Here is a 15,428-nt window from a genome sequence, read left to right on the forward strand (position 1 = left end):
TTCATCCACGCTTCTGTTACAGATCAGACTATCTTATGCAAAAGAAGTCTTAGAAGTTGTAAATAGCCACCGCATTAATACGGTTATCTTCACCTTTAGTGCTGCCATTCGTGGCTGCACCTAATGCCTCACGTTCACCATATACATATTCCAGACCGAAACTTAAAGGCTTGGTTGGGCTATAGAACACGTTAGCCCAAGCTTGCCATAAGTCTTTATTAGCCTTGGTCGCATTAGATTGTGTCGCATCCGCAGGAGTTGAGGCGATTAGTGCATTAACATAGTCTTGATCATTACTAAAATTCATATAGCCATAACCCAATGTACCGCGCAATTTGTCATTAAACTGCTGGGTTAGGCCAACTGAAATTGAATCAAATTCGCTTTGTAATAAATCGCCATTTGCAGCGGTAATCACACCCGTATTTGCATAAGACACAAAGCTGCTATCGCCTTTAACATGGTAATAGTCAGCTTTGAGCGTTGTACCCGGAACAACATCATACTTGGCACCAAGCCCTACACCCCATGCGGTTTTTTCATCTTCATTGACACGTTTTTCATTCCCCATCGCACGGGCACTGACTGTAAGATTATCAGCAAATTTATGATTTAAACGTGCTGTTAAAGCAGGTAGACGCTGTTTAATACCAGTAATGGTTGCATCTTTAGGATCTTCTACTGCAAATACCAGATTGGTTTCAGGACTGATTGTGCTGGTATAACGAACTTGTGGCGTCCGTTTAATTGAACCGCCAGCGTAAACCAATGCATCTACAGTTTCCGGAATATAATCTGGCACTGCAAAGTTCGACCAGGTTTGACCGATCAACCAGTTGGCATAGCTGATATAAGCATGACGGATACGCAAGTTATCAAAGCTTGCGCCGCCCAGAAAATCCACTTCAACTTTACCGCTTAAAGCTTTATCTCCAGCACCGACTGGTGCTTTAAAATCCATGCCTAAACGGGTTGCAGCCAGAGTAGATTTAAATTCATCACTACGCTCACCGACACCTTCTAAAGGTACAGCGTTAATCTGGTTATACATACGTGCTGCTGAACCACCTTCAGCCTGATAAGAGGCATCGGCACGAATATTTCCATAAAGATTAAATTCGGCACCACTGGCAATTTTCATGACAGGTTTGCTTGCTGGGGCGGGTGTTGCTGCAACATGTGCTGTGACCACGGCCGTCTGTCTTTGCTGTTGCTCAACCAGTGCGCGTAAGGCCTGAACTTCTTGGCGAAGTTGTTCAATTTCCTGCTGATTCGACTGAGCTATGGTTTGTGCTTGAGTCGACAAGCTGATGCCCCCTAAACTCATTGCCATCATGCTCATCAGAACTGTGCGTTTGAATGTGATTGTTGGTTGATTAAATAATTGTGTCGTGTTCATCCTAAACTCGCTTTTTATTATGCGTTTCGATTCTAGCAACAGATCACCACCCGTTACGATGGCGATCTATATCATTGGGAATATTATCTTTATTGATTGAAATCTAACTTAATGTGTCACTTCTTTTGCCAATGGATTCGGCTTCACATCAGGTGTTGCAAGGGCTTGGCCATCTACGGAAGTTTTTAAGTTCACCAGGAAAATTGCCAGCGCAGCGATTACGCCAGGAATCGCAATTGCAAAGAAGTTCATTTGATGCGGTAAATTCATGGTTAATAAAGCACCAGTGAGTACCGGCCCAACAATTGCACCAATACGTCCAATACCTGATGCCCAGCCCATACCGGTAGAACGTACCGTCGATGGATAATACTGCGCCACAAAAGTATAGAGCAGAATTTGTGAGCCAATCGTTGCAGCGCCTGCTACAGTAATCAAGGTATACAACACGAATTGTGGACTGTTAAAACCAAGCAGAATCAATGCAATGGCACCACATAAGAACATAATGGTCAGCACTTTTTTGATATGGAATTTATCTGCGAGATATCCACCACCAATTGCACCTACCATTCCACCAATATTCAGGGCGAACAGGAAGATCATACTTGCACCCAGCGAGTAACCTGCCTGAATCATCAGTTTTGGCAACCAGCTACCCAATGCGTAGACCATCAACAGGCACATAAAGAATGCCAGCCAGAACATAAAGGTACTGAAGCTACGGCCTTGTTGAAAGAGTGCTTTTAATGGCGCCTCATCCCCTTTTTGTACTTCATTCAGTACAAATTGGGTGTCACTGGTGATGACCTGTGTTGGAGAGATCTTTTGAATAATATCGTGTGCTTGAGCCGTCTGTTGTTTGTTGGTCAAGTACATCAGGGATTCTGGCAGATATTTCCATAGAATCGGCAAGATGAGCAATGGAACGCCTGCAAGCAGGAACATGATTTTCCAGCCAAATTGTGGCACCAACCATGCACCCAATAGTGCAGAAGTCATCCCGCCAATGGCATAACCACTAAACATCAGGGCAACCAATGTACTGCGGATGCGTTTAGGCGCATATTCGGTCATCAATGCCACGACGTTAGGCATGACACCGCCAATTCCAAGGCCAGCCAGGAAACGTAAAATCCCGAATTCGACTGGTGATGTAGCAAAGGCACCGATAAAGGTAAATCCACTGAAAATAGCCACACAGATCATGATGGTTTTTTTACGGCCGAGTTTATCGGATAAAGTACCGAAACTCATGGCACCGAACATCATCCCGAATAAGGCAGTACTGGCCAGCATTCCCGCTTGCACTGCACTTAACGACCATTCTTGCATCAGTAGCGGCAATGCCACCCCATAGATGACCAGGTCATAACCGTCAAAGATAATGATCAGCAAACACCAGATCAAAACACCCCAATGAAAGGGTGTGAATTTTGCTTCATCAATCAGCGTATTTATATTCACTTTATTTGTAGACATCTCCACCTCCTAATTGTGAAGTTCAACTTATGCTGCTCACAATGCAGAAAATAGGAAAAAATGTCTAAAACTGAATAGGCATGGCTTTATACCTATAAGGTCTGGGTCAAAATTAAACTATTCAATTAATTAATAAATATATTATTCAATCATGATGTTTTTAAAAACAGCTTGTTTTTATCGCATCCTCATCGGTTTTTAGTGCTATATCATTCACACGATTTTTAGCGATTAAAATACCGATCGATCGTATTTTAGAGCTTCAAGATCATAGACTTGATACACAGCATCAAACAGGTAACGGATGTATTCACTTTCATCCATATTGCGCATGGCCATAAAGACAGGGCTCACCGCAAAAGCATCTGCTAGAGGTACAAAGTTGAGATGGGCCAATTTAATGTTTTGTGCGCTTTCCGGTACGATGCAGACGCCTTCTCCGGCAGCGACAAAGCCCAGTGCCAGCTGTAACTCACGGACAATCCGGATATTTTTCGGCTCCAGACCATACTCGGAAAATATGCCACGCACCTGGGTAGAGAAATTTGCCTTTCCAGTATTCGGATATAAGAACAGATGCTGATCGACCAGTTCAGATAAATGTATATCTTCACGATGAGCCAGTACATGACTTGAATGAGCCGCCACCACTAGGCGTTCTTCACGTAATAACACGCGTTTTATCGCAGGATCCGAGATTCTTAAACGGCCGAAACCGACATCAATTCTTCCTTCTTTCAGCGCCTGAATCTGTTCATAGGTATTCATTTCCATCATCTCGATTTTGAGATAAGGATGCTGCTGCTTAAATAAAAATAAAATCCGTGACAGCAAACCAAACAATAAAGAGCCAACAAAACCGATGGTTATGGTGCGATCAGCAATTCCAATCCGTTTGGTCATCGATTTTATTTCTTCAGCATTAGACAAAAGTTTAACAGCATGCTGATAGAAAAATTGACCGGCTTCGGTGGTTTTTAACGGGCGGCTACCACGCTCAAATAGCTGAATATCGAGCTCTTGCTCTAAATTTTGGATCTGTCGGCTCAAAGGTGGTTGAGCAATAAACAGTTTTTCTGCCGCTTTGGTAAAACTTTGTTCTTCGACGACGGCAACGAAGTAACGTAAATGTCTGAGTTCCATGGCTCTGAATACCTTTAAAGTATAAAAAAATGCTAAATCGATCTTAGACCAATCAACATTATTCTTTTAAGGTATATCAAGTCAAAGCATTAAAGCAAGAATGTGAACCCGTATTATGTATAAGTCAGTTGAAACCTTGCTGGTAGAAATTCCAACCATTCGCCCTCACAAGATGGCAGTGGCGACGATGCAAACCCAGACCCTGGTATTGGTCAAAATCACCACTGAAGATGGTTACATCGGTTGGGGTGAAGCAACAACTATCGGTGGCTTAGGTTATGGTGATGAAAGCCCGGAAAGCGTAAAAGTAAATATTGAAACTTATTTTGCGCCTCTTTTAAAAACATTATCCGGTTTAAATGTTGCACAGACATTACAAGCAATCAAAAAGAATATTAATGGTAACCGTTTTGCTAAATGTGCGATTCAGACTGCACTTTTAGACATTCAGGCACAACGTTTAGGTTTGCCATTAAGCGAAGTCCTCGGTGGCCGCTTACGTGACAGTATTCCAGTTCTTTGGGTATTGGCTTCTGGCAATACCGAAAAAGATATTGCTGAAGCAGAGAAAATGGTTGCGGCAAAACGCCACAACATTTTCAAACTGAAAATCGGTTCTCGTCCGGTAGAAGAAGATGTTGAACATGTGCTGGCAATTAAGAAAGCCTTAGGCAAAGACGTTTCGATCCGTGTCGATGTGAACCGTGCCTGGTCAGAACTGGAAGCGATTAAAGGCATCCAGTTATTGCAAGATGGCGGTGTTGATCTGATCGAACAGCCATGTGCAATTGATAACCTGGACGCTATGCGCCGTCTGACCCGACGTTTTGATGTTGCCATCATGGCAGACGAATCGTTAATGGGCCCGCACTCAGCGTATGAGATTGCCAAACAAAACGGTTCTTCTGTATTTGCAGTCAAAGTTGCCCAGTCGGGTGGCCTGATTGAAGGTTGCGAAGTAGGCAAGATTGCCAAACTTGCAGGTATTGATCTGTATGGCGGCACCATGCTGGAAGGCCCGGTGGGCACGATTGCTTCGGCACATGTGTTCTCTACTTTTGAAAGTCTGGCGTTCGGTACCGAGCTGTTTGGTCCTCTACTGCTGACTGAAGATATTTTGAAAACCCCACTCAACTATCAAAACTTTGAACTTGAGATTCCGAAAGGACCAGGTCTGGGGATTGAGTTGGATGAAAACAAGATTGACAACTTGCGTCGTCAGTAATTAGGAGAAACCCATGCTTTTCCACGTACGTATGGATGTAAACATTCCACGTGATCTGCCAGTTGAACAGGCAAACGAAATTAAGGCTGTTGAAAAGGCTTATTCACAGGAATTGCAGCGTCAAGGCAAATGGCGTCATATCTGGCGCATCACGGGCCAGTACTCAAACATCAGTATTTTTGATGTTGAAAGCAATGAAGAGTTGCACAACCTGTTACAAGGCTTGCCTCTCTATCCTTATATGAACATTGAAGTAATGGCATTAAACCGTCACCCATCTTCAGTTCGAGATGACGACAGTTGATTGAATGAGCGGATTGGGAGTCACCGGATTCCCCTTCCAAATCGAAAACAGAGGGTACCTCAACAAGGATTGTGGCCAGCCAGATTTAGCCAGCCAATGAAAGCTAAAAAAGTGCGCCACTAAAAGATGAAAGACATACTTTAGGAGCAATAGTATGAATCGCCAAGAAATTGATGCATTAGTTAAGCAAATGAACGTTGATACAGCGACAGGTCCTGTAGATGAACGTGTACAACAAGTTGTTGTGCGTTTATTGGGTGACCTTTTCCAGGCTATCGAAGATCTTGATATTTCCCAATCAGAACTGTGGAAAGGCCTGGAATACTTTACTGATGCCGGTCAAGCGAACGAAGTAGGTTTATTGGCTGCAGGTTTGGGTCTGGAGCATTACCTAGATTTACGTGCTGATGAAGCGGATGCTAAAGCAGGCATTACTGGCGGTACGCCACGTACGATTGAAGGTCCACTTTATGTAGCTGGCGCACCTGAAAATGTAAGCTTTGCACGTATGGATGATGGTTCTGAAGAAGGCAAAATCCCGACGCTGATCATTGAAGGTACAGTGACTGATACTGATGGCAACCGTGTTGAAGGTGCCAAAGTTGAAATCTGGCATGCGAACAGCCTGGGCAACTACTCATTCTTTGACAAGTCACAGTCTGACTTTAACTTGCGTCGCAGCATCATTACCGCTGCCGATGGTCAATATACTGCATTGACGACAATGCCAGTGGGTTATGGCTGCCCTCCAGAAGGTACAACTCAGTTTGTACTGGACAAATTAGGCCGTCACGGTAACCGTCCATCACACGTACATTACTTCGTATCTGCACCGGGTTACCGAAAGCTGACTACTCAATTCAACATTGAAGGCGACCAATACCTGTGGGATGACTTTGCATTCGCGACTCGTGAAGGTTTGGTTGCAACTGCGGTTGACGTGACTGATGAAGCTGAAATTACAAAACGTGGTCTGAACGGTCCTTTCAAACACATTCAATTTGATATTGAACTTGTGAAAGAGAAACAAGACGCGCCTTCTACTGAAGTTGATCGTCGCCGCGCTAGCGCTTAATACATTAAGAAGCGGGATATGACTTGAGATATATCCCGCTGACTTCCCCCTTGGAAAGTCGGAGAAAGGACATGCCTCGTATTCCCGTAATTAACACCAGCCATTTAGACCGCATTGACGAATTACTGGTTGATGATTATGAATCTGGTGAATTTAAACTACACCGTTCAGTATTTACAGACCAGGCCCTGTTTGACCTTGAGATGAAATACATCTTTGAAGGCAACTGGGTTTATCTAGCACATGAAAGCCAGATTCCAAACAATAACGACTTCTATACTACCTATATGGGTCGTCAGCCGATCATCATTGCACGTAACCGTCAAGGTGAACTGAATGCCATGATCAATGCCTGTTCGCATCGCGGTGCACAATTGTGCCGCAACAAGAAAGGCAATAAAGCGACTTATACTTGCCCATTCCATGGCTGGACGTTTAATAACTCAGGTAAGTTATTAAAAGTCAAAGATCCGGCTGAAGCGGGTTATTCAGACTGCTTTAACAAAGACGGTTCACATGACCTGAAAAAGGTTGCCCGTTTTGAAAACTATAAAGGTTTCCTGTTCGGTAGCTTGAATCCGGATGTTCCTTCTCTGGAAGAATACCTGGGTGAAGCGACTAAAATCATTGACATGATCGTGGATCAGTCTGAGCAAGGTCTGGAAGTTTTACGTGGTTCTTCGACTTATACCTATGAAGGTAACTGGAAGTTGACTGCTGAAAACGGTGCTGATGGTTATCACGTGTCTGCTGTACACTGGAATTATGCTGCAACGACTCAGCAACGTAAAGAAAAAGAAGCTGGCGACAACATCCGTGCCATGAGCGCAGGTGCATGGGGCAAACAAGGCGGTGGTTCTTACGGCTTTGAACACGGTCACATGCTGCTTTGGACTCAATGGGCTAACCCGGAAGACCGTCCTAACTTTGCCAAGAAAGATGAATACACTGCGCAATATGGCGAAGCTATGGCGAAGTGGATGATCGAACGTTCACGTAACCTGTGTATCTATCCAAACGTTTACTTCATGGATCAGTTCGGTTCACAAATCCGTGTCCTACGCCCGATTTCTGTCGATAAGACTGAAGTGACGATTTACTGTATCGCGCCTGTGGGTGAAGAGCCTGAAGCGCGTACCCGTCGTATCCGTCAGTATGAAGATTTCTTTAACGCTTCAGGTATGGCGACACCAGACGATCTTGAAGAGTTCCGTGCTTGTCAGGCAGGTTATGCCGGTATCGCGCTGGAATGGAACGACATGTGCCGTGGTTCTAAACACTGGATTCAAGGTCCGGATGATGCTGCCAATGAAATCGGTTTAAAACCAAAACTGTCTGGTATTAAAACTGAAGACGAAGGCCTATACCTGTCTCAGCACCAGTACTGGTTAGAATTGATCAAAAAAGGTATTGCGACTGAGAAAGAAATTGCAGCATCAACTGAAGGAGAAAACGCATGAGCGACATCACTTTAGAAAATATTGCTCAGTTCCTGTATCAAGAAGCTCGCTTTTTAGATGATGAACAATGGGATGACTGGTTAACTTGTTATGCCCCTACTGCATCTTTCTGGATGCCAGCTTGGGATGATGATGACAAACTGACCACAGATCCACAGTCTGAAATCTCGTTGATTTACTATCCAGACCGTCAAGGTTTAGAAGACCGCGTGTTCCGGATCAAGACTGAACGTTCATCTGCAACTATGCCGGACACACGTACCTGCCATAACATCAGCAATATTGAAATTGTTGAACGTGATGGCGACAAAGTGACTGTACGTTTTAACTGGAATACTTTGAGCTTCCGTTACAAAACAAGTTACAGCTACTTCGGTATGTCTCGTTATGAAATTGATTTCTCAGGCGATAAACCACAAATTTTAAGCAAATACGTGGTACTGAAAAACGATTACATCAACCAGGTTATCGACATTTATCACCTCTAAGACTGTTTAAACAGCCAGGTTATGCCTTTCGGTCAGATGGAAAATTGGCTGAAAGGCTCAGTTACAAAGATTTATATAGGATATTCAGCCATGTCAAACCACAATGTTGCACTTCAATTTGAAGATGGCGTTACACGTTTTATTTCTGTTTCAGATGGTGAAACACTGTCAGATGCAGCCTACCGTCAAAAGATCAATATTCCTTTGGACTGCCGTGATGGTGCTTGTGGAACGTGTCGTGCGTTTTGTGAATCAGGTTCTTATGACATGCCTGAAGAAACTTATATTGAAGATGCTTTAACACCTGAAGAAGCCGCTGAAGGCTTTATTCTGGCTTGTCAGTGTAAACCAACTTCAGATGCAGTGTTCCAGATTCAGGCATCTTCAGAAGTCTGCAAAACTGAAATTCATGAATTCCAGGGTACTTTGGCTCGTGTCGAAAACCTGTCTGACTCGACTATTACTTTTGACATCCAGTTAGATGAAGGTCAACCGGACATTCACTTCCTTGCTGGTCAATATGTCAATGTAGGAATTCCGGGCACGACCGAAACCCGTTCATATTCATTCAGCTCAAAACCGAGTGACCGTTTAACCGGCTTTGTGGTACGTAACGTACCGAACGGTAAAATGAGTGAGTTCTTGAGTGTCAATGCCAAAGCTGGTGACAAAATGACTTTCACCGGTCCATTTGGTAGCTTCTACCTGCGCCCTGTGACCCGTCCAGTATTGATGCTGGCTGGTGGTACAGGTATTGCACCATTCATGTCGATGCTGCAAGTGCTGGAAGAAAAAAATTCAGAACATCCAGTGCGTTTAGTATTTGGTGTGACCAATGATTTCGACTTGGTAGCGATTGAAAAACTGAACGAACTGCAAGAAAAATTCCCGTGGTTCGAATACCGTACAGTGGTTGCTAACCCTGAATCTGCCCATGAGCGTAAAGGTTATGTAACCGGTCATATCGAAAACGAATGGCTAAATGGTGGTGATGTAGAGGTCTACCTGTGTGGCCCTGTACCAATGGTAGAAGCAGTTCGCGGCTGGCTAGATGCTGAAGGCGTAAAACCTGCAAGCTTCCTGTTTGAAAAATTCTCTGCCAACTAATAGAGGGAATTTGTTCAATGTCTAATCGTCAAAGATTTGAAAATAAAGTCGTAATCGTGACCGGTGCCGCTCAAGGCATTGGTCGCGGTGTCGCGCTGCAAGTGGCGAACGAAGGCGCTCAAGTCGTCATGGCTGACCTTTCCCCTTATGTGGAAGAAGTTCTGGCTGAAATTGAAGCGACTGGCGGTGATGCGATTACCGTCAAAGCCAATCTGGAAACGTTTGCTGGTGCTCAATCAGTCGTTGAAAAAGCCCTTGAGACTTATGGCCGTGTCGATGCGCTAATCAACAACGTCGGTGGCGCGATCTGGATGAAACCTTTCGAGGAGTTTTCTGAAGAGGAAATTATCAAGGAAGTGAACCGTTCATTGTTCCCGACACTGTGGTGCTGCCGCGCAGTTCTTCCGGAAATGATTAAAAATCAGAAAGGTACCATTGTAAACGTATCTTCTATTGCGACACGCGGCATTAACCGTGTGCCATATTCAGCATCCAAAGGTGGTGTGAACGGCCTGACCGCTTCCCTTGCATTTGAACATGCCAAAGACGGCATCCGTGTCAATGCAATCGCGACGGGTGGTACAGAAGCACCGCCACGTAAAGTACCGCGCAATGCCAATCCACTGACTGAGTCTGAAAAACAATGGATGCAGCAAGTGGTTGATCAGACCATTGACCGTACTTTCATGGGACGCTACGGTACGATTCAGGAGCAAGTGAATGCAATTGTATTCTTGGCTTCGGATGAATCATCTTATATGACAGGTACAGTAGTACCGGTCGGTGGTGGTGATCAGGGCTAATCCTGATCATCACGATTTTTAACAGGCTCATGGTTCGACGCAAGGAGGCACATCACCAATGAACACCCTGTTTCAGACATTAAAAAATGATTGGTCCATTTCAGCCACTGTTGCAGGATTTTTAGCAGTCCTGATCTCCTATTCGGGGCCACTGATCATTTTTTTCCAGGCGGCTCAGCAGGCCCAAGTTTCCCCGGACATGATGATTTCATGGATTTGGGGAATTTCTATTGGTGCTGCGCTCGCAGGTATCTTTTTATCAATTAAATACAAAATACCTGTCGTCACCGCCTGGTCTGCGCCCGGAACGGCTTTATTAGTCACGCTGTTTCCCGATATTTCACTCAATGAAGCGGTTGCTGCCTATATCACCTCTGCTGTGGTGATTTTTTTCATTGGGATCACCGGTTATTTCGACAAGTTACTGTCCTGGATTCCTCAGGAAGTGGCTGCCGGGATGATGGCAGGGATTTTACTGCAGTTTGGTTTAGGGCTGTTCACCGCGACCGATACCATGCCCTATATCGTCTTTGGCATGCTGGCGGTATTTTTGCTGGCCAAGCGTTTTAGTCCACGCTATGCCATGGTCTGGGTGCTGATTGCCGGTGTGGTTTTAAGCATGCTGCTGGGCAAGATTAACCCGGTCACGGCAGATTTCAGTCTGGCGATTCCGCAATTTATTGCACCGGAATGGACCTGGAGTTCAACCCTGAATCTGGCCCTCCCGCTCATTCTGGTCAGCCTATCGGGCCAGTTTTTACCGGGAATGGCGATTATCAAACTCAGTGGTTATGACATGCCAGCCAAGCCGATTATCAGTGCAACCAGTATTGCCTCGCTTGCAGTGGCCTGTGTGGGGGGTATCACGATTGTCTTGGCCTCAATCACAGCTGCTTTGTGTTTAGGCAAAGACGCGCACGAGCTGAAAGAAAAGCGTTATATCGCCGGCGTGGCGAATGGGCTTTTTTATATTTTAGGCGGCTTATTTGCCGGCAGCATTGTCATGCTGTTTAGCCTAATGCCCAAAGAATTAATTGCGGCTTTGGCAGGACTGGCATTGCTCGGTGCGATTGCCACCAACATTTCCGTGGCCATGGGCAAAGAGTCACAACGTGATGCAGCGCTTATCACCTTTTTAGCGACTGCTTCCGGCATGCATTTCTTGGGACTGAGTTCAGTCTTTTGGGGAGTTTGCATTGGCCTGGTAGCACATTTTCTGCTGTCACAGAAAAACCGTAACGCAGTTCCGGTTACAGCATCAGATTCAAAACGAGTTTAAAGACATCCATCAGTTTAGGATATGTAAGGACCAGATTATGATAGATAAAAGTTCATTATCATTGAAAGAAGCACTCTCCCAGATCAAGGACGGTTCTACCATCATGATCGGTGGTTTCGGTACAGCGGGTCAGCCTGCTGAACTGATTGATGGTCTGATCGAATTGGGTATTAAAGACCTGATTATTGTCAACAACAATGCCGGTAATGGCGATTATGGTCTGGCGAAACTGCTTAAAGCTGGTGCTGTTCGCAAGATTATTTGTTCTTTCCCACGTCAGTCAGATTCCTGGGTATTTGACGAGCTTTACCGTGCTGGAAAAATTGAACTGGAACTGGTGCCGCAAGGTAATCTGGCTTGCCGTATTCAGGCAGCAGGTATGGGCTTAGGTCCAATCTATACCCCAACCGGTTTTGGTACCTTGCTGGCTGAAGGCAAACCAACCTTGAACTATGAAGGCAAAGATTTTGTCCTGGAAAATCCGATTAAAGCTGACTTTGCTTTAATTAAAGCTTCTAAAGGCGATCGTTGGGGCAATCTGGTCTACCGTAAATCTGCGCGTAACTTTGGCCCGATCATGGCGATGGCGGCTGATGTGACGATTGCTCAAGTTTCTGAAGTGGTTGAACTGGGTGCACTGGATCCGGAACACATCATCACCCCGGGAATTTTTGTTCAACACGTTGTTCAAGTTAAACCTGCACAATAATTGGCATCGGAGATAAATAATGAGCTATAGCAAACTGACCCGTGACCAGATCGCTGAACGTGTGGCACAAGACATTCCTGATGGTGCCTATGTAAACCTCGGTATTGGTTTACCGACCAAGATTTCAAGCTACCTGCCAAGCGATAAAGACATATTCCTGCATTCTGAAAATGGCCTGTTGGCTTTCGGTCCTCCTCCTGCTGAAGAAGACCGCGATCCTGAGCTGATCAATGCCGGTAAAGAATTCGTCACCCTACTTGAAGGCGGTTCATTCTTCCATCATGGTGATTCATTTGCCATGATGCGTGGCGGTCACTTAGATATCGCAGTATTGGGTGCTTTCCAGGTTGCTGAAAATGGCGATCTGGCCAACTGGCATACTGGCGCACCAGATGCAATTCCAGCGGTGGGCGGTGCCATGGATCTGGCTGTTGGCGCGAAGAAAGTCTTTATTACGACCGATCACGTGACCAAAAAAGGCGAGCCAAAAATTGTGGCTGAACTGTCTTATCCTGCGACTGGCCTGAAATGTGTGGATCGTATTTACACCGACCTGTGTGTGATTGATGTGACACCTGAAGGTATGAAAGTGATTGAGAAAGTTGAAGGTCTGTCATTTGAAGAATTGCAGTCAATGACCGGTGCCAAACTGATTGATGCGACTCAATCAAATTAAGGGGAAGTCCCTCCTTTATTAAAGGAGGGATTTAGGGAGGATTTGAGGAATAAAACTACTTCATTAAATCCCTCCCAACCTCCCTTTAAAAAGGGAGGAGTTTTCTTCTTTTAAATATGTGAGCAAATACACAATGAAAAACGCATATATTATCGATGCCATCCGTACCCCATTCGGTCGTTATGCCGGTGGCCTCGCGCCTGTCCGTGCTGATGACTTAGGTGCGCTGCCAATTAAAGCGTTGATGGAACGCAATCCAAGTGTGAACTGGGAACAGGTCGATGACGTGATCTATGGCTGTGCCAATCAGGCCGGTGAAGACAATCGTAACGTCGGTCGTATGTCTTCTCTGCTTGCAGGTTTGCCTTATCAGGTACCAGCGACGACCGTAAATCGCCTATGTGGTTCATCAATGGATGCCGTGGCGATGGCAGCACGTGCAATTAAAGCCGGTGAAGCTCATCTGATTATTGCCGGTGGTGTAGAAAGCATGTCGCGCGCGCCATTTGTCATGGGCAAGTCAGAAACGGCGTATGGCCGTAGCCAGAAGATTGAAGACACCACCATGGGCTGGCGTTTTATCAATCCGAAACTGAAAGAAATGTACGGCGTAGAAACCATGCCGCAAACGGCTGAAAATCTGGCGGAACAGTTCAACATCAACCGTGAAGACCAGGACAAGTTTGCCCTGACCAGCCAGCAACGTACTGCAGCAGCGCAGGCCAAAGGTTTCTATAAAAATGAAATTATTCCTGTGGTGATTCCGCAGCGTAAAGGCGAGCCGATCGTTGTCGATACTGATGAACATCCACGTGCATCTACCACTGCAGAAGCTCTGGCAAAACTGAAGCCTGTGGTGAAAGCAGACGGTACCGTCACGGCGGGTAATGCTTCAGGGATTAACGATGGTGCAGCAGCATTATTGATTGCATCGGATGACGCCATTGCACAATACGGCTTAAAACCGCGTGCCAAAATCATTGGCTCAACCGTGGTCGGTGTTGAACCGCGCATCATGGGCTTTGGTCCTGCGCCTGCCATCAAAAAGCTGCTTGCTCAAACCGGCTTAACGCTGGAGCAAATGGATGTCATTGAGCTGAATGAAGCTTTTGCTGCCCAAGCACTGGCATGTACCCGTGACCTAGGCATTGAAGATGGTTCGGAAAAAGTCAATCCGAACGGCGGTGCGATTGCCTTGGGTCATCCACTCGGTGCATCTGGTGCACGTCTGGTGACAACTGCACTCAACCAGCTAGAACAGACTGGTAGCAAATATGCACTATGCTCTATGTGTATTGGTGTCGGTCAAGGTATCGCTTTGATTATTGAACGCGTCTAACAACCAATTAAAAAGATAAACCTCCTCCCTGAATGTAGATTTAAAGTAATGCTTTGAATCAAATGCAAGAAAGGGAGGTCGGGAGGGATTTCAATGCCAACATTTACATCCAACGATGCCCAGATCAATTACCAGACCTTTGGTGATGCCAGCAAACCTGCCCTGGTTTTTTCTAATTCATTGGGTACTAAATTCAGCATGTGGCAACCACAAATTGAATTTTTCCAGCAAGACTATTTTGTCATTTGCTATGACACTCGTGGTCATGGCGCTTCCTCTGCACCACAAGGTCCGTATAGCCTGGACCAGCTAGGACAGGATGTAGTGAATCTGCTGGATCACCTGAACATCCAGAAAGCCGCTTTCTGTGGTATCTCGATGGGCGGTTTAACCGGTCAATGGTTAGCGATTAACAAGCCTGAACGTTTTAGCCACGTGATTATTTGCAATACTGCTGCCAAGATTGGTCAGGAACAAGCCTGGCTGGAACGTGCCGCGTTGGTGCGTGAACAAGGTCTGGCACCGATTGCATCAACTGCAGCATCACGCTGGTTTACCGATCCCTTTATCCAGAGCAACGCAGCGATAGTTGCAGAACTTTCAAACGACCTGGGAGCTGGCAGCCCGGAAGGTTATGCAAGTTGTTGCGAAGCTTTGGCTAAGGCGGATTTACGTGAACAGATCAAAACGATTTCAGTGCCGGTACTGATTGTGGCCGGTCAGCAAGACCCGGTGACGACAGTTGCAGATGGTCAAGCCATGCAAGCTGAAATTTCACAAAGCCAGCTGTTTGAAATCAATGCCTCGCACATTTCCAATGTGGAGCAACCAGAAGCCTTTAATCAGGCAGTTCAGAAATTTATTGCAGCTTAAATACTAGAGGCAAAGAAAAAGCCACTGTTGATCAGTGGCTTTTTTATGCTTAGATTTAAAAAACTG

15 protein-coding genes are annotated in these 15,428 nt (G+C 45.5%); 12 read left to right on the plus strand and 3 right to left on the minus strand.

Annotation, left to right across the window (positions count from 1 at the left end):
- Positions 1-49: 49 nt before the first annotated feature.
- The 3 genes from F995_RS11565 to F995_RS11575 all read right to left on the minus strand — a co-directional run bounded on the left by F995_RS11565 (position 50) and on the right by F995_RS11575 (position 4,024).
- Positions 50-1,399, minus strand: coding sequence for a DcaP family trimeric outer membrane transporter (locus tag F995_RS11565; protein ID WP_004647032.1), 1,350 nt, complete (start codon positions 1,397-1,399; stop codon positions 50-52).
- Positions 1,400-1,507: 108 nt separating this feature from the next.
- Positions 1,508-2,881, minus strand: a complete 1,374-nt coding sequence (locus F995_RS11570) for an MFS transporter (protein ID WP_004647033.1) — start codon at positions 2,879-2,881, stop codon at positions 1,508-1,510.
- Between the two features lie 231 nt (positions 2,882-3,112).
- Complete coding sequence (locus F995_RS11575) at positions 3,113-4,024, minus strand: LysR family transcriptional regulator (protein WP_004647034.1); 912 nt, start codon at positions 4,022-4,024, stop codon at positions 3,113-3,115.
- Between the two features lie 115 nt (positions 4,025-4,139).
- On the opposite strand from F995_RS11575, the gene F995_RS11580 reads away from it, so the two are divergent.
- The 12 genes from F995_RS11580 to pcaD all read left to right on the plus strand — a co-directional run bounded on the left by F995_RS11580 (position 4,140) and on the right by pcaD (position 15,362).
- Entirely contained in the window at positions 4,140-5,249 is a 1,110-nt protein-coding gene (locus tag F995_RS11580) for a muconate/chloromuconate family cycloisomerase (RefSeq protein ID WP_004647035.1), read from the plus strand.
- Between the two features lie 13 nt (positions 5,250-5,262).
- Entirely contained in the window at positions 5,263-5,553 is a 291-nt protein-coding gene (gene catC / locus F995_RS11585) for a muconolactone Delta-isomerase (RefSeq protein WP_004647036.1), read from the plus strand.
- Between the two features lie 154 nt (positions 5,554-5,707).
- On the plus strand, positions 5,708-6,628 hold the full coding sequence (catA, locus tag F995_RS11590; protein WP_004647038.1) for a catechol 1,2-dioxygenase: 921 nt from the start codon (positions 5,708-5,710) through the stop codon (positions 6,626-6,628).
- Between the two features lie 71 nt (positions 6,629-6,699).
- A complete protein-coding gene (gene benA / locus F995_RS11595) occupies positions 6,700-8,088 on the plus strand; it encodes a benzoate 1,2-dioxygenase large subunit (protein WP_004647039.1) in 1,389 nt (462 codons plus the stop codon).
- Positions 8,085-8,576 (plus strand): benzoate 1,2-dioxygenase small subunit, encoded by a 492-nt coding sequence (benB, locus tag F995_RS11600; protein WP_004647040.1) that lies wholly within the window; start codon positions 8,085-8,087, stop codon positions 8,574-8,576. The genes benA and benB overlap by 4 nt, the downstream gene beginning before the upstream one ends.
- Positions 8,577-8,666: 90 nt before the next feature.
- Positions 8,667-9,683 (plus strand): benzoate 1,2-dioxygenase electron transfer component BenC, encoded by a 1,017-nt coding sequence (gene benC, locus F995_RS11605; protein WP_004647041.1) that lies wholly within the window; start codon positions 8,667-8,669, stop codon positions 9,681-9,683.
- A gap of 17 nt (positions 9,684-9,700) precedes the next feature.
- Positions 9,701-10,486 (plus strand): benzoate diol dehydrogenase BenD, encoded by a 786-nt coding sequence (gene benD / locus F995_RS11610; RefSeq protein WP_004647042.1) that lies wholly within the window; start codon positions 9,701-9,703, stop codon positions 10,484-10,486.
- Between the two features lie 58 nt (positions 10,487-10,544).
- Entirely contained in the window at positions 10,545-11,765 is a 1,221-nt protein-coding gene (gene benE / locus F995_RS11615) for a benzoate/H(+) symporter BenE (protein ID WP_004647043.1), read from the plus strand.
- A gap of 37 nt (positions 11,766-11,802) precedes the next feature.
- Entirely contained in the window at positions 11,803-12,474 is a 672-nt protein-coding gene (locus tag F995_RS11620; protein ID WP_004647044.1) for a 3-oxoacid CoA-transferase subunit A, read from the plus strand.
- A gap of 19 nt (positions 12,475-12,493) precedes the next feature.
- Positions 12,494-13,150, plus strand: a complete 657-nt coding sequence (locus F995_RS11625; protein ID WP_004647046.1) for a 3-oxoacid CoA-transferase subunit B — start codon at positions 12,494-12,496, stop codon at positions 13,148-13,150.
- 133 nt (positions 13,151-13,283) lie between these two features.
- Complete coding sequence (gene pcaF, locus F995_RS11630) at positions 13,284-14,489, plus strand: 3-oxoadipyl-CoA thiolase (RefSeq protein WP_004647047.1); 1,206 nt, start codon at positions 13,284-13,286, stop codon at positions 14,487-14,489.
- A 93-nt stretch (positions 14,490-14,582) separates the two neighbouring features.
- Positions 14,583-15,362 (plus strand): 3-oxoadipate enol-lactonase, encoded by a 780-nt coding sequence (pcaD, locus tag F995_RS11635; RefSeq protein ID WP_004647048.1) that lies wholly within the window; start codon positions 14,583-14,585, stop codon positions 15,360-15,362.
- Positions 15,363-15,428: the final 66 nt, after the last annotated feature.

The sequence above is a fragment of the Acinetobacter sp. CIP A162 genome, from assembly GCF_000367905.1.
GTDB classification, from domain to species: Bacteria; Pseudomonadota; Gammaproteobacteria; order Pseudomonadales; family Moraxellaceae; genus Acinetobacter; species Acinetobacter lwoffii.

Coding starts and splice junctions, on each gene's coding strand:
- F995_RS11565 (WP_004647032.1), bottom strand. CDS start 1,399: ATGAACACGACACAATTATTTAATCAACCAACAATCACATTCAAACGC.
- F995_RS11570 (WP_004647033.1), bottom strand. CDS start 2,881: ATGTCTACAAATAAAGTGAATATAAATACGCTGATTGATGAAGCAAAA.
- F995_RS11575 (WP_004647034.1), bottom strand. CDS start 4,024: ATGGAACTCAGACATTTACGTTACTTCGTTGCCGTCGTCGAAGAACAA.
- F995_RS11580 (WP_004647035.1), top strand. CDS start 4,140: ATGTATAAGTCAGTTGAAACCTTGCTGGTAGAAATTCCAACCATTCGC.
- catC (WP_004647036.1), top strand. CDS start 5,263: ATGCTTTTCCACGTACGTATGGATGTAAACATTCCACGTGATCTGCCA.
- catA (WP_004647038.1), top strand. CDS start 5,708: ATGAATCGCCAAGAAATTGATGCATTAGTTAAGCAAATGAACGTTGAT.
- benA (WP_004647039.1), top strand. CDS start 6,700: ATGCCTCGTATTCCCGTAATTAACACCAGCCATTTAGACCGCATTGAC.
- benB (WP_004647040.1), top strand. CDS start 8,085: ATGAGCGACATCACTTTAGAAAATATTGCTCAGTTCCTGTATCAAGAA.
- benC (WP_004647041.1), top strand. CDS start 8,667: ATGTCAAACCACAATGTTGCACTTCAATTTGAAGATGGCGTTACACGT.
- benD (WP_004647042.1), top strand. CDS start 9,701: ATGTCTAATCGTCAAAGATTTGAAAATAAAGTCGTAATCGTGACCGGT.
- benE (WP_004647043.1), top strand. CDS start 10,545: ATGAACACCCTGTTTCAGACATTAAAAAATGATTGGTCCATTTCAGCC.
- F995_RS11620 (WP_004647044.1), top strand. CDS start 11,803: ATGATAGATAAAAGTTCATTATCATTGAAAGAAGCACTCTCCCAGATC.
- F995_RS11625 (WP_004647046.1), top strand. CDS start 12,494: ATGAGCTATAGCAAACTGACCCGTGACCAGATCGCTGAACGTGTGGCA.
- pcaF (WP_004647047.1), top strand. CDS start 13,284: ATGAAAAACGCATATATTATCGATGCCATCCGTACCCCATTCGGTCGT.
- pcaD (WP_004647048.1), top strand. CDS start 14,583: ATGCCAACATTTACATCCAACGATGCCCAGATCAATTACCAGACCTTT.